Origin of the sequence: Pseudanabaena sp. 'Roaring Creek', from assembly GCF_001402795.1 — a bacterium.
GTDB lineage: Bacteria > Cyanobacteriota > Cyanobacteriia > Pseudanabaenales > Pseudanabaenaceae > Pseudanabaena.
In genome coordinates this window covers 1-19,969 of the sequence record NZ_LIRE01000179.1, presented here as the reverse complement: position 1 = coordinate 19,969, position 19,969 = coordinate 1, and the positions used below count along the sequence as shown (strand labels likewise).

Annotated in this window: 13 protein-coding genes and 1 pseudogene; 7 read left to right on the top strand and 7 right to left on the bottom strand. The window is 45.4% G+C overall.

What is annotated here, in order from left to right:
- Positions 1 to 88: 88 nt before the first annotated feature.
- Positions 89 to 213 (top strand): annotated as a pseudogene (locus AC805_RS27285) (DNA adenine methylase); the annotation flags it as partial.
- Positions 214 to 329: 116 nt separating this feature from the next.
- Here the strand turns inward: AC805_RS27285 and AC805_RS05695 are convergent.
- The gene (locus AC805_RS05695; protein ID WP_082429406.1) at positions 330 to 1,046 is read right to left on the bottom strand and encodes a Uma2 family endonuclease; all 717 of its coding nucleotides are present in this window, start codon (positions 1,044 to 1,046) and stop codon (positions 330 to 332) included.
- Between the two features lie 155 nt (positions 1,047 to 1,201).
- On the opposite strand from AC805_RS05695, the gene AC805_RS05690 reads away from it, so the two are divergent.
- Positions 1,202 to 1,903, top strand: coding sequence for an ABC transporter ATP-binding protein (locus tag AC805_RS05690; RefSeq protein WP_055074517.1), 702 nt, complete (start codon positions 1,202 to 1,204; stop codon positions 1,901 to 1,903).
- A 161-nt stretch (positions 1,904 to 2,064) separates the two neighbouring features.
- Here AC805_RS05690 and AC805_RS05685 read toward each other — a convergent pair whose 3' ends face one another.
- Together AC805_RS05685 and AC805_RS05680 are read right to left on the bottom strand one after the other, a co-directional pair.
- Complete coding sequence (locus AC805_RS05685) at positions 2,065 to 3,966, bottom strand: M24 family metallopeptidase (RefSeq protein WP_055074516.1); 1,902 nt, start codon at positions 3,964 to 3,966, stop codon at positions 2,065 to 2,067.
- Between the two features lie 494 nt (positions 3,967 to 4,460).
- The gene (locus tag AC805_RS05680) at positions 4,461 to 5,009 is read right to left on the bottom strand and encodes a hypothetical protein (protein ID WP_055074515.1); all 549 of its coding nucleotides are present in this window, start codon (positions 5,007 to 5,009) and stop codon (positions 4,461 to 4,463) included.
- A 307-nt stretch (positions 5,010 to 5,316) separates the two neighbouring features.
- Here AC805_RS05680 and AC805_RS05675 point away from each other — a divergent pair, with 307 nt between their 5' ends.
- The 5 genes from AC805_RS05675 (at position 5,317) to AC805_RS05655 (ending at position 11,224) form a co-directional block, all read left to right on the top strand.
- Positions 5,317 to 5,928 carry a DedA family protein gene (locus AC805_RS05675; protein ID WP_055074514.1) on the top strand — a complete coding sequence of 204 codons (612 nt, stop codon included), beginning with the start codon at positions 5,317 to 5,319 and terminating at the stop codon, positions 5,926 to 5,928.
- Between the two features lie 170 nt (positions 5,929 to 6,098).
- Positions 6,099 to 7,502, top strand: a complete 1,404-nt coding sequence (locus tag AC805_RS05670; RefSeq protein WP_055074513.1) for an efflux RND transporter periplasmic adaptor subunit — start codon at positions 6,099 to 6,101, stop codon at positions 7,500 to 7,502.
- Positions 7,503 to 7,510: 8 nt separating this feature from the next.
- Positions 7,511 to 8,794, top strand: a complete 1,284-nt coding sequence (locus AC805_RS05665) for an ABC transporter permease (protein WP_055074512.1) — start codon at positions 7,511 to 7,513, stop codon at positions 8,792 to 8,794.
- A gap of 37 nt (positions 8,795 to 8,831) precedes the next feature.
- Positions 8,832 to 9,521 carry an ABC transporter ATP-binding protein gene (locus AC805_RS05660; protein ID WP_009628975.1) on the top strand — a complete coding sequence of 230 codons (690 nt, stop codon included), beginning with the start codon at positions 8,832 to 8,834 and terminating at the stop codon, positions 9,519 to 9,521.
- Between the two features lie 80 nt (positions 9,522 to 9,601).
- The gene (locus tag AC805_RS05655) at positions 9,602 to 11,224 is read left to right on the top strand and encodes a sodium:proton antiporter (RefSeq protein WP_055074511.1); all 1,623 of its coding nucleotides are present in this window, start codon (positions 9,602 to 9,604) and stop codon (positions 11,222 to 11,224) included.
- On the opposite strand, the gene AC805_RS05650 is transcribed toward AC805_RS05655, so the two are convergent.
- The 4 genes from AC805_RS05650 to ribD form a co-directional block, all read right to left on the bottom strand.
- Positions 11,221 to 11,898: a TrkA family potassium uptake protein gene (locus tag AC805_RS05650; protein ID WP_055074510.1), complete on the bottom strand. Its 678-nt coding sequence runs from the start codon at positions 11,896 to 11,898 to the stop codon at positions 11,221 to 11,223. The two genes, AC805_RS05655 and AC805_RS05650, sit on opposite strands and share 4 nt — an antisense overlap.
- Before the next feature lie 454 nt (positions 11,899 to 12,352).
- Entirely contained in the window at positions 12,353 to 14,161 is a 1,809-nt protein-coding gene (locus tag AC805_RS05645; protein ID WP_055074509.1) for an EAL domain-containing protein, read from the bottom strand.
- 376 nt (positions 14,162 to 14,537) lie between these two features.
- Positions 14,538 to 18,605 carry a cache domain-containing protein gene (locus AC805_RS05640; protein ID WP_055074508.1) on the bottom strand — a complete coding sequence of 1,356 codons (4,068 nt, stop codon included), beginning with the start codon at positions 18,603 to 18,605 and terminating at the stop codon, positions 14,538 to 14,540.
- On the bottom strand, positions 18,602 to 19,717 hold the full coding sequence (ribD, locus tag AC805_RS05635; RefSeq protein ID WP_055074507.1) for a bifunctional diaminohydroxyphosphoribosylaminopyrimidine deaminase/5-amino-6-(5-phosphoribosylamino)uracil reductase RibD: 1,116 nt from the start codon (positions 19,715 to 19,717) through the stop codon (positions 18,602 to 18,604). Before ribD ends, AC805_RS05640 begins: the two co-directional genes overlap by 4 nt.
- Positions 19,718 to 19,969: the final 252 nt, after the last annotated feature.

Sequence of the window (19,969 nt, the reverse complement as noted above, 5' to 3'; positions counted from 1 at the left end):
CAATTCCCAAAAGTGTGGCTACACTTTTGGGAATTGAAAACCAAATCCAGTTCAATATCAGGGTAGCAAGAGAAATCTCGCTTCATTTATTCTGGGCTTTTTCCCTGAAAAATAGATAGACTGGTTGAACCTTTCGCGGAGACTGGAGCAATTAGTATCGCAGCATCGGCTAGGCAATATGCACAAAGATTTTGGTTAAATGATCTTAATCGGCACTGGTCAGCTAATGTGGGATGGATTCTGAAACGTCCATTTCATGCCGATAAAAACGACGTAAATACGTCGATCAAGATTTAGCTGACCAGTGCCAAAAATTGATGCCAGACTCTTTATGGGGTTAATTGGTCAGGGTCAATACCTTGCGATCGCAAAATTGCCTCTAACCGATCCGCTCTTTGTTTTTCCTGTACTTCAGGTAAAGGAATTACTTCTCCATCAGGTGTAAACCACCTTAATTGGTTTTCATAAATACCGAGATATAAATCTAATTGATGAATCCACAATAGTCCGTCATGATTTGGCGTAATTACTTCATATTTCCCATCAACTAAATGGAATCCTGCAAACTCTAAGGTTTCAGGATGAAACCAAAAGTAATTAGGTACGCGCCAAACCTCTTGATAGAGTTGTTTTTTCATCCCGCGATCCACTATGGCTGTCGAATTAGATAGCAACTCAATTACTAAATTTGGATACTTGCCATCCTCATCCCAAACTACCCAACTACGGCGATCGCGTTTTTCCGTACCCAATACCACAAAAATATCTGGCCCTGCAAAGTCCCTTGATTTGAGTTGTTTTTGATTATAATAAACAGTCAAATTACCAGAGATATAGAAATCATGGCGATCATGCCAGAAATATTTTAAAAGGCGAATTAAGAGATCGATTTGTTCTCGGTGAAAATCCGTTTCCAATTGCGGCTCATCACTATATAAATTTGTGGGTAGTAGCTGAATCTCATCAATAAAATCTTCACTGAAATCTTCAATAATTTCCTTGTTGACGGTTATTTCACTAGGTGGATTGACATTCAGTAGAACCATTACAATGCTCCACAGCAATACTTGATGGCAGCGATCTTAGCGATCTTATTGAGGTGCTTCACGCCGCCCCATAGATAGTCTATTATAACTTAAAGGTAGAGATAGGAAGCGTAAAGCGTCGCCTATCCCTTAAAGAACTTTGGAGATGAGGGCTGGTGCTAGAAATTAACAATCTTAACGTTCGCTATGGAGGTATTCAGGCTTTACAGGATGTTAGCTTACAGGTCACTGAAGGTGAAATAGTAACGTTGATTGGGGCGAATGGTGCTGGCAAAACTACGACCTTACGAACTATTTCGCGTCTAGTCACGATGGGATCGGGACAGATTATCTACAATGGTAAATCTATTAATAACTTACGACCAGATCGCATAGTCCAAATTGGCATCGCACATAGCCCAGAAGGTCGTAGAGTGCTCGCGAGACAAACAGTATTAGATAATCTGGAATTGGGCGCTTTTTTACGGAGCGATCGCTGGGGAATTAAAGCCGACATCGAAAAACAGTTTGAAATTTTTCCTCGTCTTGGGGAGCGTCGCCATCAACTGGCAGGAACCCTAAGCGGAGGCGAACAACAAATGCTCGCGATCGCTCGTGCTGTTATGAGTCGCCCCAAATTACTATTGCTTGATGAACCAAGTTTGGGACTAGCCCCCCAGATCATCAGGGAAATTTTTAAAACGATTGTGAATTTAAATCAATCTGGAGTCACGATTTTGTTGGTCGAGCAGAATGCTAATTTAGCTTTGCAACATGCTCATCGTGGATATGTGATGGAGTCGGGCATCATCACCATTGAGGGAAAAGCATCGGACTTGTTAATTGATGAGAGAGTCCGCAAAGCTTATCTAGGATAGGGAGCATAACGTCCGCTTAGCGGACGTTATGCTCTTCTAGGTTTTATAGCTGTCGCCAAGTCTAAACCCCAAGAATTGATTGGCGGCGCTTTGCGCCGCCAATCAATTCTTGGGGTTTATGTCCTATTAGACTTGGCGACAGCTATAAGTTTACTTCCTAGCTACTTACAAGCTTGTTTTAACCATAATGCATCTTCTTCAGTGAGCATCGGAGATAGCTTTTCTACGACAGAGGCATAATAACTTTCAAGCCATGCAATTTGTTGTGAATTGAGTTTGCGACGATCGATTAGCTTTTTGTCAAAGGGAATATAGGTTAAGGATTCAAACTCGTACCAAGGGGTCGCATTCGGTTCTACCTCCTGAAAACTATCCGCTTCCTGTTTTGTCATCTCTTTGACGAAATAGAGGTTTTCCAAACGGATACCTCCCCATTTCGGTTGGTAATATCCAGGTTCGATGCTGTTAATTGTCCCTAGATCGAGCGATTGATTTACCCGTTTGCTGATGCCATTGGGTCCCTCATGGACGTTCAAGAATACGCCTACGCCATGCCCTGTACCATGACCAAAATCTAGCCCACTTTGCCACATCGAAGAACGGGCAATGCCATCGATTTGACTACCAGTGGTTCCTTTAGGGAATTTCTGCATCGCACAATTAATATGGGATTTGAGAACCTCGGTATAGCGATCGCATTGTTCGTCTGTAGGTGTCCCAATGCTAATCGAGCGAGTATCGTCGGTAGTACCGCCATAAAACTGGGAACCAGAATCTAGGAGCAGCAAATCGCCATTGAGAAGTTTACAGTCGGGATTGGGATTGCTGTAATGGACGATCGAGCCATTTGCACCCGTACCCGCGATCGTTGGGAAACTGAGGTCATAGAATCCCTCCTGTTGTCTGTAGAGACCTTCAATTTTATCGGCAACATCGCGTTCGCTGATGGAGTGTCCCGCATTAACCTGCTCTTCTATCCATTTAATTGTAAGAGTTTTTGCCCAACTTGCTTTGAGATTTGCCCGTTGCATTTGTGCGATTTCTACGGCATTTTTATGGGCTTTAAAGATTTCGACTGGGTTCTCGGCCTCGATGATTTTGGCTCTGACTTCCTTGAGTTGCAGATAAGTTCCGTAAGTAGTTTGAGCGATCGCGACTTGGACGGAGCGATCGTCGGCAACCAGCGATCGCAAGGTGGGAATATATTGCTCATAGGCTAAAATTTGCACCTCCCCTGCTAGAGCCTGACGAACATTGTCGTCAATGCGCGAAGTATTGGTAAAGAGATACGCATCAGTGAGCGTGACGATCGCGTAGCTTATGAATACGGGATTGCAATCCACATCCCGCCCGCGTAAGTTATAAAGCCATGCGATCTGATCGAGCTTAGTAATGGGTAAAATGGCGGCTCTTTTTTTACCCATTACTTCACGAACGCGCTCTAATTTCTTTGCTAAACTTTCGCCAGTAAGGTCATCGGGAAGCGCAATGACTGGGCGATCGCCAAAGGGTGGAACTGCTTCTGTCTCTACCCAAGGGCTTTGCGATCGCACATTATCGACTAAATTCTCTAATACAGGGACGATATCGACTCCACTAGCTCTTAGGCGTTCGCAGAAACGACGATATTGGGAGACCGTAATCGTAAAGGGATCGATGCCCAAGCGAAAGGTTTGGCATGGTCGCGAGGTATTTTGTCCGAGTTCTTCAAGGGTTTCTTCCACGGTTTGATGCTCTGCTAGTCCTACTTTGCAGATTTTCTGAAGGTTCTCATCCACTTGCATCTCCGCCTGTTCGTAATAGCGCGAATCGACATATATCCAAGCGCGATCGGTACTGATTAAAAAATCACCTGCGGAACCTGTAAAGCCACTAATCCATTGACGACGTTGCTTGGCTTCGGGTAGGTATTCATTGAGATGTTCGTCCGCCGAAGGCACAAAATAGGCATCTAAGTCATGTTTGAGCAGTTGCGATCGCAGGGCGGCAAATTTCTGCGCAGTTTGCGGGGATTGGGGCGAGGGATTTGATGCGGTGGGAAAAGCACTCTGCAATAAAACCATGAAGTTATGTAGGTCTAAAAATTGGACTAAATTAAGTGGGCTTAATTAAATATAAAACCCTAAAACCTGCGGCGCACGCTCAGCCTGCGCCATAGGTTTTGGTTCTGGTTTTTAATTATGCCCAGCTACTTATAAGAATTTTAACCTATGGCTAAAAAGAGAGGGCGATCTGAAATGCCATCATTCTCTAATACCAAATCACAAAATGGCGTAGCCATTTTGTGATTTTAAAACCCTTACTGGGTTTGGTTTTCAATTCCCAAAAGTGTAGCCACACTTTTGGGAATTGGTATAAATCCCTTCCCAGTGAGAGATTTGACGTTGCAGCGCTCCGCGCCGCAACGCTAGTTAACGTGAGTTTGGGATAATTTGAAACGGGCTTTGAGAAAGGGTTTGCTACGCAAAACCTTTCTCAAAGCCCAAAAGTAAAAGCCTTGCGTAGCAAGGCTTTTACTTTTGTTTTAAAACTTGCTAGCTTAAATCGAACTGACGTTTTAATCTATATAAGAACCCCGATATTTCATTCTTTCCTTGGGCTTGGCAGATTTTTGAGAGTTTCTTTCAGATGCAAAAGAATCTGGGGATTCTGAGGAGTTATCATCGGGACTGCTCTCGATACTGGCTCCACGATATTTAATGATCAGGGGAGTTTTAACCGTTTTTTGGTTATTTTCGTTAATATTAGGTGCTGGCTTTAAATCCTCTGGATTATAGTGCGCACCACGATATAGCATTGTCTCTGGCTCTTGAGGCGTTGGCGCGTCGATCGCATTGAGATCATCTTGGCTAGAAGAGGATCTGCTAGATGCTGACGATCGCCTAGAATTTCGCGATGCTGGCGGCGTATAGAGTTTCCCTAAAACATTGAAACAAATATAGGGAAAGATGAGAGCGATCCCGAGAATCACCATGAACGAATTGATATTGGTAATGGTATTGGTAACGCTATCGACATGATTTGTCGATGCCCATACAGAAATAGCGCTATAAACCGCTACCGCAGTAGCAATTTGGAGAGTGCGATAAACAAAAGACTTTTTCATTAGCAATAAGGCTAAATGTGCCTTAGCAAAATTTATTTAATTTAATTTCTAGCTGCATGGTGACAATCCATAACCTAATCTTAAATATACCAAAATCCCAAGAATTGATTGGCGGCGCAAAGCGCCGCCAATCAATAATTATCGATCAAACAAACCAAGGGGATTTTTAAAAGCGTTGCTTTGCAACACTTTTAAAAATTTCCTTGGTTTGGGTTTGAGCGCAAAGCGCTGTCAATAGATAAAGATGGGTGGCAGCTCGCTCTAATATAAAATTGAAACTTGGTTACCATCATATTGAGCAATAGCGATGACGGAATGGATTACAAACACAATGAATTCCCTAGGCTATCTGGGGATCGGCTTACTGATGTTTCTCGAAAATCTGTTTCCCCCCATTCCCTCGGAACTGATTATGCCCCTTGCAGGCTATACGGCTACTTTGCCCAATTCCACTATTCAGGTGATTCCCGCGATCGCAGTTGGGGTAGTTGGTACGATTTTAGGCGCAATCCCTTGGTACTATGCGGGGTTACTATTGGGACAACAGCGTTTACAAATATTGGCGGGACGTTACGGGAAATGGATTGGCATTTCTGGCGATGATATTGATAAATCAGTAACTTGGTTTCAGAAGCATGGATCGAAGGCGGTACTATTTGGGCGCTTAGTTCCTGGCATTCGTACGTTGATTTCTATTCCCGCAGGCATCAGTAAAATGCCGCTCGTTCCTTTCTTTCTCTATTCAACAATTGGAACCGTGGTATGGGTAGCTTTATTAACCTATGCGGGTTACTTTTTGGGCAAAAACTACGATCTAGTGGAAAAATACATTGATGTAATTACTAAGGTCGTAGTCTTCGGTGTGCTCATCGCGATCGCGGTATTTATTGGCTATCGTCTACGGCGAAAATCCCATTAATACCAATTTCCACCATGGCAACGCCATTTTGGGAATCGCAAAACCTTACTGGGTTTGGTGTTTAATTCACAAAAGTGTTGTCATACTTTCGTGAATTGGTATTACCGCTATAACTTGACCCTTTGATCGGATATAAGAGTCTAAACCTAATAGTGATTAACGTAACTCCCATGCAATCAGAGAAGCTAGAACCCAAGGATGAGGCGTTGCTGGACGATCTATCCGATTTCCCCGAACATAGCCCTAAAAAAAAGTTTATGGGAAGATGGCGATCGCGCCTTGTGATCTTACTGATATTGCTCGTCACCAGCGGTGGTGGCTACTATGCCTATACCCAATTAACGGCTCCTACCAACAAAGATAGTCGTAAGCGCGAAAGGACGATCGCCATTAAACGCGCGGATTTACCGATTATCGTGACCGCTAATGGCACAATTCAACCTGAGAAGTCCATTAATGTCAGCCCCAAAAGCTCTGGTAGACTCAAAAGCCTGTTAGTAAAAGAAGGGCAGACAGTGAGGGAGGGGCAGATCCTCGCCTATATGGATGAGTCCAATACCTTAGGTCAAGTTACCCAAGCCGATGGACAGCTCGCGGCAGCACAAGCTAGTCTCGATCTCCTAAATGCGGGAAATCGCTCTCAGGATATCGCTCAAGCGCAAGCAAACCTGAGTAATGCCCAAGCGACCCTCGAACAATCAGAAATTATTTATCGCCAAAATCAACAACTTTACAAAGATGGGGCAATTTCTTTCCGCGATCTGGACAATGCCAGAACCACGATGGAGGCAAATCGCGCTAGAGTCGCGCAGGTACGCGAAGCATTAGCTCTCCAACAGGCGGGAGCTCGTCCTGAAGAAATCGATCGCGCTCAGGCGCAAGTCGTATCAGCCGCAGGTTCGCTCCAAATTGTCCAAGCACAATTGGAGGACACCATTATTCGCGCCCCCTTTGATGGAGTCGTGTTACGCAAGTATGCCGATCCTGGAGCCTTTGTTACCCCCACTACTTCTAGCAGTTCGGTAAGTTCGGCAACCGCTTCTTCAATTTTGGCTCTAGCCAGCAATAATCAAGTTGTAGCGAATGTTGCTGAGTCAAATATTGCCCAGATCGCCATTGGTCAGGAAGTCACAGTGCAGGTTGATGCCTATCCTAATAAAAAATTTAGCGGTCGAGTAGTCTCGATTTCACCGCAAGCGATCGTTAATCAAAACGTTACTAGTTTTGAAGTCAAGGCTGAGATTACATCCCAAGATAAGCAAATGTTACGGTCGGGAATGAATGCCAGCTTAGAATTTAAGGCAGGACAACTCAAGGATGTATTGATCGTCCCCACAGTCGCGATCGTCAGACAACAGGGTAGTACGGGTGTATATGTCAAGACCGATCAGGGTGAAACGCCCGTCTTTACTGCCATTGAAACTGGTGTGACCGTGGATGATAAAACCGAAGTGAAGTCGGGCTTGACGGGTAATGAAAAAATCTTTGTCTCCTTCCCTGAAGGCTCACGACCGAAGACTAATCCCAGTGGTATTCCTGGACTTTCCCCTTCACCGCAGCGCAGTCGGGGTTAGATGAAGCCATGCAAAATGCTAAACCTATCTCCAAATTTGCCCAACCACGCCTTCAAGTTGCCAAGGTTCCCTTTACCGAGATTCTGACCATGGCAGCAGAATCCCTATGGAATAATCGCTTGCGAACTGCTTTGACGATGTTGGGCGTAATTATTGGTATTGCGGCGGTGATTGCGATTACTTCGGTCGGACAGGGCATTCAGAAGGCTACCGAAAATCAATTACAGGCTCTTGGCACAAATTCGATCAATGTCCTCACAGGGGCGGCGAGAACGGGCGGGGTGAATCAGGGAGGAGGGTCTGCTTCCACCTTGACCTTAGAAGATGCTCAAGCGGTTGCCAAGGCTCCAGCAGTAAAGTTAGTTTCTGCCTATTTGCAGCGCACCCGACAGGTTTCCTATGAGAATCAAAATACTGCAACAACCGTAATTGGTACCGATGTTAATTATTCACCGATTAGAAATACTTTCCCTACGGAAGGTCGATATTTTGAACAGGAAGATATCGACAATGCAAAATCTTTAGTAGTGCTAGGTTCCAAGGTGCGCTCGGATCTGTTTGGTCGAAGCAATGCGATCGGTCAGAGGATTCGGATCCAAGGGGAACAATATCAAGTAATTGGGGTGATGGAGTCGAAAGGGTCTACTGGGGGATTCGATCAGGACGATCGCGTTTACATTCCGCTCAAGAATATGTCGGCAAGACAGGTCGGCAATAATGCTTTACAGGGCATATCCGTCAGTGGGTTTTGGGTGCAGGCTCTAGATGAGGCAGAACTTGAGGCAGCTCAATTTCAATTGACGAATCTCCTACGATTGCGGCATAAAATTTTTCCACCCCAGCCCGATGATTTTCGGATCGTGAATCAGACGGATATTTTAAGCGCTTTTACCAATATCGTCGGCTTACTGACTCTGATGGTGGGCGCGATCGCCGCGATCTCTTTGGTGGTTGGCGGCATTGGTATCGCCAATATTATGTTAGTCTCGGTCGTGGAGCGCACCCGTGAAATTGGGGTGAGAAAAGCTCTCGGCGCGACGCGATCGGCAATTCTCAACCAGTTTTTGACTGAGGCGATTTTAGTGTCGGGATTGGGCGGCGTAGTGGGGATTGCGTTAGGAATTGCGATCGCCTATGGTTCGGCAACTATTTTTCAATTTCCCTTTTTGGTATCGATCTGGTCAGTAGTCGCGGGATTTGGTTTGTCAATGATGGTGGGACTAGTGGCAGGTGTAATTCCCGCCCGAAGTGCCGCGAAGTTAGATCCGATTCAAGCTCTCAGAAGTGATTAAGAAGTGATTAAGAAGTGATTAAAATTAAGGAATATCTATGATTCGATTAGAAAATATTCGTAAAGCCTATCGTCTCGGTGAAGTGAATGTTCCCATTCTCAAAGGCATCGATCTGGAAATTCAGTCGGGAGAATATGCGGCAATCATGGGGATGTCAGGGTCGGGCAAATCCACATTGATGAATATTATCGGTTGTCTGGATCGCCCTACCTCTGGCAAATACTATCTTGAAGATCGGGAATTAACCACCTATAACGATGATGAGTTAGCCTTTATCCGCAATCGCCGCATTGGTTTTGTCTTTCAGCAATTTAATTTACTCTCAAGATCGACAGCGATTGAGAATGTGATGTTGCCGATGATTTATTCCAATATCCCCAAGGAGAAACGCCATCGACTCGCGACGGAAGCCCTTACGAAGGTGGGACTTAGCGATCGCCTACTCAATCGTCCCAATCAATTATCGGGAGGTCAGCAACAACGGGTAGCGATCGCCCGTGCCTTGGCTAATCGTCCTGCATTAATACTTGCCGATGAGCCGACGGGAGCGCTTGATACTCAAACTTCCCATGAGGTAATGGAATTATTGGGGGATTTAAATTCACAGGGAATTACCATCGTTCTAGTTACCCACGAACATGATGTGGCAGAGAGAACTCGGCGGATTATCCGTATTCAAGATGGCTTGATTTTAAAGCCAGAAAACGTTCCCGAAGTAATCTCCTAAAGTGATCTGCCTTTACTTTCTGGTTTTTATGTCCTAACTTTAATGAGAATAGCTATCGCTCTATCATTAGTGCAAATACCTTGATCGGTTATCTTTTTGTTAATGCTTTAAATAGTCCTCCCCTAGAGCAGACCCTCTCGAAAAACTCCAGCGAATTTACTGGATTAGTCAATACATTAATTATTCTGTTAATTGTGGCAACGGCGGTTGCTCTGATTACGAGGCGATTGCGGATATCCTACGTTGTGGGGCTAGTCTTAGCAGGTTTGGCGATTCCCAAACATATACTACCTACTTCCATTGGTTTAAATCCAGAAGTGATCCTCAATCTATTTCTGCCAATCTTGATCTTTGAAGCCTCGATCAATACGGATATCAGTCGTCTGCGCAGCACCATTAAGCCGATTTTGTTGCTCGCAGGTCCTGGAGTGATTTTATCGGCGACGATTACCGCGACATTACTCAAGTTTGGCATTAATCTAGCTTGGATTACCGCTAGTGCCGTTGGCGTAATTTTAACGATTACGGATACGGTTTCGGTAATTATTGCCTTTAGGAATGTGACTGTCCCGCGACCACTTGCCACCATTGTGGAAGGAGAAAGCCTCTTTAACGATGGGATTGCTTTAGTCCTGCTTAGTATGATTACTACGATTTTTATGCAGGGTTCCTTTACGCTTGGGGAAGGACTACAGCAGCTTTTTATTGCCTTTGTTGGGGGCAGTATTTTGGGCTTGGGACTGGGCTATCTCTGTGTGGGGCTGTTTCAGCAGTCGGATGATGCGCTCAGTAATATTTTGTTAACGGTGGCGGTGTCCTTGGGGACTTTTCAGATCGGTCATGCTTTGGGGGTTTCCAGTGCGATCGCCGTAATGATTGCGGGATTGGTAATCGGCAACCTCGGCTTTCGGCAAACCTCGGCTCCCACGGAGGTGAGTTTGCTGAATTTCTGGGAATATGCGGCTTTTGGGGCGAACACATTTATCTTTTTATTAGTGGGGATTGAAGTAGCGCCATTATCGCTTTTGAGTACCGCTCCTGCGGCTTTATTTGCGGTTTTTGCCTATCAAATCGGACGAATTGTGGCGATCTATCCCTTGCTCTATGGACTGAGTTTCTTCGATCGCCCGATCCCCTTACGTTGGCAACATGTCTTAATTCTGGGCAATGTCAAAGGTTCGCTATCGATGGCACTTGCCCTGAGTCTGCCCTTTGCTTTGCCTGATCGCACGCAAGCGATCGCCCTTGTCTTTAGTACGGTACTAATCTCCTTAGTGGGACAGGGATTGAGTCTATCTTGGTTTGTGAAGAAGTTGAATCTATCCAGTCCATCGCCCACGAAGCAACAAATTGAATCCCTTCAGTTAAATCTGATCGCCTCAAAAGCCGCTCAAAAGGAGTTAGCGAATCTGTTGGAGTCGGGGATTCTCCAAAAATCGGTATATGAGGAACTATTTGCCAGCTATCAAGCTAAGATTGCCTCCTCGGAACACGAACTACGCGATATTTACAATCAACGCATTAGCGATCGCCACGAAAACCCAGAGGAGCAAAATTATCTAGATGGATTGCGCCGCCGCCTTTATCTTGCGGAAAAGGTGGCGATTAATGATGCCATTCGTAAGGGATTGCTCTCCGATGATGTCGGGCATAGTTATCTCAAAGTACTCAATGAAAAGCTCCTGTTCCTGAGGGAAGACTAGGCACATAGCCCCATAAAGTCCAACATTTGCCTCACAAGACTGGGTTTCGTAACTACTAGAATTGTTGAGCCACCTTCTAAAATGGTGCTGCCATTGGGAACGATTAAATCTTCGTGGGGATGGGCTTGATAGCCGATGATGAGTGTCCCTGTAGGGAATTGGGGGTTTTGGGCGATCTCGGCAACCGTCAACCCAACAATGGCACAAAGTTGCGGAATTGATAGTTTGACGACTTCGACTTGACCCTGCTCAAAATGCATCATCGCATCGACTTGAGGATATTCGATCGCATTGACAATCCGTGAAATTGCCAGTTCCAATGTGCCGATAATATGGGTTGCTCCCGCTAGTTGATAGGGTTCCTCAAAGTCGCGATCGCTCATGCGCACCATGATTTGGGGTACGCCATAATGTTTGGATAGGGTCACAATGGCTAGGTTCAGGGCATCTTCCCGTAATGCGGCAATAAAAGCATTACATTTGCGAATTCCTGCTTCTAATAAGACTGTCGTGTTGACGGCACTCCCCTCAAAAGCCATCACCCCAATTTTTTGACGGGCATATTGACAGGCGAAGGGATCGGTGTCGATCACGGCGATCGTATGTCCCATATGGAGGAGGGTGCGGGCTAGGTCTAATCCCATCATTCCTGCCCCACCAATCAGAATATACATATCATTCCTCGACTAAAGTTACGGCAAAGCCGACCGTAGAGTAATACCAATTCCCAAAATGGCAACGCCATTTTGGGAATCTCAAAACCTGACTGGGTTTGGTGTTTAATTCCCAAAAGTGTTGTCACACTTTCGTGAATTGGTATAGGTGGCTGGGCATCATTAAAACCCAGAGTCAAAAGCTGTAGCGCACGCGCAGCGTGCGCTACAGCTTTTGGAGTTTTATATTTTGCGCCTAGCTACTTAGACGGTTTAGGCTCTGGTCTTATTTTTACTCTTATTTTGACAACTATTCTCGAACAAAAGAACCCCCAAGCAGTTTTTTATAGCTGTCGCCTTGTACTAGGACATAAACCCCAAGAATTGAGTGGCGGCGCTTCGCGCCGCCACTCAATTCTTGGGGTTTATACAGGGCTAGAAGGGTTTGCCTCTTGCGTAGCAAGGGCAAACCCTTCTAGCCTTGGGCTTTAAATCCTGTAAGCAATAAATTTTGGGCGGCTTCAGCATTGACGGGGCGAGAAAATAAATAACCCTGACAAAAATCGCAATGCAATTCTCGAATCTGGGCTAGCTGCTCTTGGGTTTCTACGCCTTCGGCGATCGTAAACATATCTAAGCTTTTAGCCAAAGCGATAATTGCTTTAATAATTTCCGTGTTTTTGCCATTTTTCCCAATTCGCATCACAAAGGAGCGATCGATTTTGAGATGATTGATTGGTAGCCGATGGAGATAACTTAGGGAAGAGTAACCAGTACCAAAATCATCAATACTTAGCTGAATATGTCGATCGTGCAATTGGGCAATGATCTTACCAGCAAATTCAGCATTCTCCATGATGTCGCTTTCGGTGATTTCTAATCTTAAGGAATCGCCATCAATACCTGTCTCCTCAAGCACGCGATCGATCTGCTCCAGCAGATCGAAGCTCATAAAATGCTTTACCGAAAGATTGACATTCATAGTTAAGGAATGTTTGACAATACCCGCATCTCGCCAAATTCGCAGTTGCTGGCAGGCTTGGTGTAACACAAATAGGTCGATCGCAATTACTAATCCCGTCTCTTCGGCGATCGGAATAAACTTATTAGGGACGACTAATCCTTTTTCGGGATGATTCCAACGCACTAGCGCTTCAAAGGAGGTGATTTCATTGCTGATGGAGTTGACGATCGGCTGATAATAGGCCTCTAATTCTTGACGCTCTAAGGCATGTCGGAGATCGGATTCGAGCTGAAAGTTATAGAGGGCAAGGTTATGCATTGTTTGCTCGAACACTTGATATCGAGCCTTTCCATTCGCTTTAGCTTGGTACATGGCGGTATCGGCATCCCTGAGGATATGTTCGGGTTGTCTGTAAACCCCATTGCCCATCACAATGCCAATACTGACATTGGTAAATACTTGATATTCGCTAATTTGAAAGGGTGCGGCTAATTCGCGCAGAATATCATCGGCAGTTTTGATGGCATCGGCATATTTTTCGGTATCTTGCAGCAGTATCGCAAACTCGTCTCCTCCCAATCGGCAGAGCATGGTGCCAGGACGCAGACAAAGCTGAATTCTTCGCGCGATCGAGACTAGTAGTTGATCGCCAACTAAATGTCCTAAGGAGTCGTTAACAGCTTGAAAGCGATCGCAGTCTAAAAACAATACGGCAAAATGCGATCCAGATTGTTGAATAGCCTGCTGGAGGATTTGCTCTAATCGCTTCATGAACCAAGTTCGATTCGGTAATCCCGTCAGGACATCATGCAGCGCTAAATGGAGTAATCTTTCTTGAACCTGTAAACGCTCCGCAATTTCTTGTTCTAGTTGGACAGTTCGCTGACGGACGCGCTGCTCTAGTTCGGCATTAAGTTGCCTAATTTCTTTTTGGGCAAACCGCAAACTTAAATGGGTCTGAATACGTGCCAATACTTCTTCTAGTTGAAAGGGTTTGGTAATATAATCTACTCCACCCACGGTAAAGGCTTTGACCTTATCAATTACCTCATCCAAGGCGCTCAAAAAAATCACGGGAATATCGCAGGTCTTCTCATCGGCCTTGAGCCTTACACAGGTCTCGTATCCATCGATATTCGGCATCATGATATCTAACAGAATCAGATCGGGTTTAGCGGCTTTTGCTACGGTCAAAGCCATTAATCCATCGGTGACGCTGCGTACCTTATAGCCTTGCTCCGTCAAAGTTGTCGATAGAAAACGCAAATTATTTGGCATATCATCGACTATCAATATGTCGCCGTTATAATTTCTAGTCATTATGTAGCCGTATCCATAGATGTTGTCCCAGAATTGCTTTGATGACTAGGAATTTGATAATCCTAAAAATTACCTGTAGTCCATGTTAAATTAGTTGACAATCGCTTTTTTAGCAGCTAATTGTAGCTTTCAAAGGATAGTTGGCTAGATATCTTGCCATAGACTAGATATGTTACTTCAGCATAGTTTGGCTGAATGAATTTGAAGCCCTATTTTTCTCATAAATGGTTAAGACTGCTAAGTACCTCAACATAATTAAAATCCAGATATAAAACCCGTGGCAGACTCGCAGCGTGCACTGCAGGCTTTAGGGCTTTATATATAATTAAGTCCACTTACTTATATACTTATATATCTAGCGAAGATATGCTATTGATTATTTGTGAAGAGCTTGTTTAGTCAAACCCATGATTTGATTGTAACAAAAATTATCCACAAGGGCGATTAAAGAATAGATTAAAACAGTATTATCTTCTGGAATTTCCTCAACTAATCCATTGATTAAGTCATTGTCAGCTAGCATAGCTGCTTGGTTGAGTTGGGCGATCCAATGGTCGGGCATTTGCGATAAATTGGCTGTAAAATTTGCCTTCAAGGTTTCTAGATCGAGGTTTTTTTTACCCTTAATATGGGGAGTGCTTTCATGCTTGTATAAATAGGTCACCCCTAAATATTCGGTTAGTTTCTCGAAAATGAGAGTTTCCCGAAAAGGTTTGCGGACAAAATCATCACAGCCTGCCGAGAGAATAATTGCTTTTTCTTCCTCTAAGGCACTGGCGGTTAAGGCGATAATTACAGTGGCTTGTCCTCTTAGGTGGGATTTAATCTGGCGAGTTGCCTCATAGCCGTCCATGACAGGCATTCGCATATCCATCCAGATCAGGTGCGGTTGCCATTCTTCCCAAATGGTGAGAGCCTCTGCTCCATTTTGCGCTTCGCGGACTTGGAAGCCAACTGCTTCTAGAATTTTGACTAATAAGTGCCGACTTTCCCAGCGGTCTTCTACGACGAGGAGTCGATATTCTGGCTGATCGGGAGCTAGAGAAGTGACATAGAGATCGCTGGGCTGATGTAAGGGGACTGATGATATCGATATACTAATGGGGATTTCCACTTGAAAGGTGCTACCCTCTCCCAAGATGCTACTTACGGTAATCTGCCCACCCATAAACTGGGCAAACTTCAGGCTAATGGGTAATCCTAAACCAGTTCCTTCTGAGGCTCTACGCCCGATATCAGTTTGCTCAAAGGCTTCAAATATTCTTTCTAGTTGATGGGCTGGAATACCTGCACCCGTATCTTCTATTTTGAAGATGAGGGTGCTTGAGGATTGTTCCTTTTGGGGATGTAAGGGTGATTCTCCTCCTAATCCATTAGTTTCTTCTTGATGGAGCGCCTCGGCCGATAGGGTGATCGATCCTTGTGGGGTGAATTTAATCGCATTGCTCAATAAGTTAATGAGGATTTGGCGGAGTTTACCTTCGTCGGTGACGATCCACTGCGGTAATTTCGGCGATCGCCTAAAAATCAATTTCACCTGGCGATCCATAGCTTTCAGTCGAAACATCTGCTCCAACATATCTAACATGCGATAAAGATCGAAGCAGGTGCTATTGAAGGTGATGCGCCCCGATTCGATCTTGGACATATCTAAAACATCATTAATTAATTCCAGTAGATGCTCGCCGCTGTCATGAATAATTTTGAGATAGGCGCGGTGGCTATCGGTAAGGCTGATGTCGCGGAGCATGAGCTGGGTAAATCCCAGAATTGCATTTAGAGGGGTGCGGAGTTCGTGACTCATACTCGCTAAAAAATGCCCCTTGGCTTGGCTTGCACTTTCGGCGGTCTGTTTGGCCTGTTTGAGTTGCTCTTCGACCTGTTTTCTGTCAGTGATATCGCGAGCCACCCAAACTACGGTCTCCCGATCGATGGGAGAGATGCTGGCATTCCACCAGATTGAGCGATCGAGGGCTTGATCGTTAGATGAGAGATACTCGACATTGAGAGTTTGCTGGGTTTCTAAAACCTGCTCAATGCAATTTGTAAAGAGTTCTGCTAGTTCTTGAGAAAATATTTCCGAAGGCAACTTGCCAATAATCTCGCTAGCTTCTGTCCAGTTCTCTTTGCGAGTCTCGGGGGTTTTGAGAATGCGTCCCAATCGATCGCGCACCAAAATGACATCATCCATCGCGGCAAATAGGGCTTGCATTTCGGCATTGGTAATCCTGAGTTTCTCTTCGGACTGTTTGTGATCGATGCCGATGGCGATCGCATTAGAAATCAGATCTATGGTTTGGATATCAGTATCTAAATGTGACTGTGAGAGCATCAAGATGACACCGATCACTTTCCCTTTGACGATTAGGGGATATCCAACTAAGGAAATAATGTTTTCCTCTTGTAGCCATTGGCGATCGGCTTCAGATATATCCGCCAAAATTTGATTAGTCAGGAGTGGTTGGAAATTCCCTTGGGTAATCGACCAAATTTTGGCTTGGGGAATGAGATGTCGCAGTCTCTCGCGATCGCTATGGTTGTAGTTTCCTGCACTGACATCGATATCTAAACTATTACCAAAGGCATTGAGCGTCCATATCTGGGCAAAGGCAACATTCATATGCCGCCAGAGAGACTCTACAAAGGATTGGAGTACTTCGGCAAGGGTATGGAGCTGGGTGGAAGCGGAACCGATTTCTGCCATTAAAATGGACAGATGCACCCGCTCTAGTAATTCCGCTTCTACTTGTTTGCGATCGCTAATATCAAAAATTGCTCCATCGAGCCACAGTAAGCGATCGTCCGCAAATATGCCTTGTCCCTTCTCACAGAGCCAGCGCAGATTGCCTTCGGAGTTGATAATTCGATATTCAAGGCTATAGGGCTGCCCGCAGGCTAAACTCTCATCGATTCCCCGTTTGATATGGTCGCGATCTTCGGGATAAATAATGCTTGTCCAGCTACGGACGCGATCCGCGACAAAATCTTCAGGCTGATACCCCGTTAAGCCCTCGACATCGCCGCCAATAAATACCATTGTCCAATCGCGATCGCCGTTGCAACGGTAGGCAATTCCCGAAAAGTTAGAAACCAAACTTCTAAATTTCTCTTCGGATGCTTGGAGATCGGTCATTCTTTCCTGAATCCGCGACTCCAAATTGTCATTGGCGCGCTCTAATTCATCAAAAGACATCTTTAAACGAAATGCCATCTGGTTAAAAGCTTGGGAGAGCAGATCCATTTCTTCAATCGCGGCAGAGGGAACTTCGCGATCCAGTTCTCCATTGGTCACCGCTTGACTGGCAAGGGTCAGCCTGCGGAGCGGTCGGTTGATATATTGAGTCGTAAATATACCTAAGGCGATCGCCCCAGCAAGGCATAGCACAATCAGTAAAATCGCTCTTTGGCGTTTAAGATCGAGTTGCTCGGTAAAGTCTGACTCTGGCACTGTCACCACGATCGTCCAGTTAAGCCCGCGATTGTCTCGATAGGGAAGTACTTTCAGAAATATATTTTTTCCCTCCGATTGGAATTTTAGATGCTGGGCGGTGTTAAGGCGATCTAGTCCTCCCGCCTGCTGCTCTAGATAGTTCGCTGCCACCCGAATCATGGGTTGTTTGACATTCTTAAGGGAGACTCTTTGGGAAGTTAGATCGTAGAGATTCTCTCGAACGGAGCTAGCGACTAATAAACCTGAAGGTTCGATGATGAAAGCCTGTCCTGTCTTCCCAATTTGCAAACCGTTTAAAAATTGGCTGATGCTGCCTAAGGACAGATCCGTCCCTAAGACTCCAATTCTCTTTCCTTCCGCATTATATACGGCTAGGCTCGCAGTAATTACCTGCTCGGGGCGATTAAAATCTTGATAGATCGGACTCCAAGTTGATTGGCGATCTCTTAAAGCAGCCCGATACCAAGGACGTTGACGGGGATCGTAGGCTTCGGGAGTTCCCGCTAGACTGAGGCGCTCTCCTTGTCTATTTAAGTTGTAACGATAACGTTGTAAACCCTTGCTTCCGTTAATGTTGATCGCTGTTTGGAGTTGGTTGTCAATGCGGGTAATACCCACAAAGTTACCCGTGCTCTCTTCTCCATAATAGATCCAAGAAACCATCGGAAAGTTATTAATCTGCTGCCATAGATATTTCTCGCTAGCGCGATCTTGAGTTTTTAATATGCCTTGACCGATCGCATCGGCGTTAATTCTATTGATTAAATGAGGGGTTTCTAGATAGGAGGTGAGCTTTTGTTCGATGCGATCGCTAATTTCGTTTTGCAGTTGACCGACGAGGTTGTCGATCGTTTCTTGTTCGCTATGCCAAGATATCCACGCCATCAATCCTGACATTCCCATGATCAAGATCGCAAACTGACCGATGAGAATGAACTTAAGGGTTAACTTTCGCGGCTTTTGAGGATTTGGGAATGCTAGGCGATCGCTCATGGGAGATATCCAGTAATCAAAAAGTCCATACCAATTTGTTGTAACTGCGATCTCTCGATGGCGATCGCTTCGGTCATCAAGGTTAAATCCAGATCGTCAATGGGACTAGGAGCCGTAAACCCCCCAATTAATTTGGGAGCAATAAAGGCGTAGATTTTTTGTACCATCTTAGCTTTAATCGCGGCTGCTCCTAGTCTTCCGCCACATTCCCATAAAACGGTGTTACAACCACGTTTGCATAATTCTTGCATCACGGCTTCAGGGGAGAGGATATCGAGTTCGAGCACTTCCACTTGGCGATCGCGGAGCTTTTGCTTTAGCTGGGGATGGCGATCGGGGGGAGCAATCAAGAGTGTCTTTTCGCTCTCCGTAACTTGCCATAGATTGGCGGTTTCGGGTAGATCGCAGCTAGCGGAGACCACCACCCGTAAAGGACAATGGCGGCTCGCTCCGTGGGTTGTTAAATGGGGATTGTCGAGTCTGACCGTGTTTCCGCCTGTAACGACCGCGTCACAGCCTCCCCGCAGATCATGAACCACTCGCCTTGCTTCAGCGCCAGTAATCCAATAGCTATGTCCTGAAGTTGTGGCAATTTTGCCATCGAGGGTCATCGCATATTTAAAAATGCCAAAGGGGAGATTTGTCCGCACGCGATGAAAAAAGGCTTCGTTTAGTTCTAAACAGGCTTGAGCCAAGACCCCAGTGGTCACCTTTAGCCCTGCCTCCCTGAGGCGATCGCGTCCAGTGCCAGCAACACGGGGATCGAGATCGATCGCCCCAATGACCACTTCCCCAATTCCCGCTTGAATAATTGCCTCGGAACAGGGTGGCGTGCGTCCGTGATGGTTACAGGGCTCCAGATTGACGTAGAGGGTTGCATCTTGCAGATTCTCTCCCGTTTGTTGGGCGGCGCGGATGGCAAATACTTCCGCGTGAGGCTGCCCCGCTTGCGGATGAAAGCCTTCCCCTAACACCCGCCCATTTTTCACAATTACACTGCCCACCATTGGGTTTGGTGCGGTGCGACCTCTGGCTTGGATTGCCAAATCAATACATCGTTGCATCCAGCGATCGTGTAGGTTCGTTGATTCCTTATCTGCGGTTTCTGTCATGAATGGACTGTTTAATAATTAAAATTAATAACTAAAAATTTAAACTATAGCAATCCTAAAGGGTTTGTGGAAGCCTCGCTATTTGCTTTTGGATTAAAGATCGGGGGTTAAGAAACCATTTAAGAATTGGATAGATCCCCCCCAGCCCCCCTTAAAAAGGGGGGAGCATTAAATTCTTCCCCCTTTTTAAGGGGGATTGAGGGGGATCTCTTAGAGTTTTTGACCGCAGAAAGTAATTCTTAAATGGTTTCT

Excerpts from the sequence above, each read along its gene's own strand:
- AC805_RS05695 (WP_082429406.1), bottom strand. The coding sequence starts at position 1,046 with ATGGTTCTACTGAATGTCAATCCACCTAGTGAAATAACCGTCAACAAG.
- AC805_RS05685 (WP_055074516.1), bottom strand. The coding sequence starts at position 3,966 with ATGGTTTTATTGCAGAGTGCTTTTCCCACCGCATCAAATCCCTCGCCC.
- AC805_RS05680 (WP_055074515.1), bottom strand. The coding sequence starts at position 5,009 with ATGAAAAAGTCTTTTGTTTATCGCACTCTCCAAATTGCTACTGCGGTA.
- AC805_RS05675 (WP_055074514.1), top strand. The coding sequence starts at position 5,317 with ATGACGGAATGGATTACAAACACAATGAATTCCCTAGGCTATCTGGGG.
- AC805_RS05670 (WP_055074513.1), top strand. The coding sequence starts at position 6,099 with ATGCAATCAGAGAAGCTAGAACCCAAGGATGAGGCGTTGCTGGACGAT.
- AC805_RS05665 (WP_055074512.1), top strand. The coding sequence starts at position 7,511 with ATGCAAAATGCTAAACCTATCTCCAAATTTGCCCAACCACGCCTTCAA.
- AC805_RS05660 (WP_009628975.1), top strand. The coding sequence starts at position 8,832 with ATGATTCGATTAGAAAATATTCGTAAAGCCTATCGTCTCGGTGAAGTG.
- AC805_RS05650 (WP_055074510.1), bottom strand. The coding sequence starts at position 11,898 with ATGTATATTCTGATTGGTGGGGCAGGAATGATGGGATTAGACCTAGCC.
- AC805_RS05645 (WP_055074509.1), bottom strand. The coding sequence starts at position 14,161 with ATGACTAGAAATTATAACGGCGACATATTGATAGTCGATGATATGCCA.
- AC805_RS05640 (WP_055074508.1), bottom strand. The coding sequence starts at position 18,605 with ATGAGCGATCGCCTAGCATTCCCAAATCCTCAAAAGCCGCGAAAGTTA.
- ribD (WP_055074507.1), bottom strand. The coding sequence starts at position 19,717 with ATGACAGAAACCGCAGATAAGGAATCAACGAACCTACACGATCGCTGG.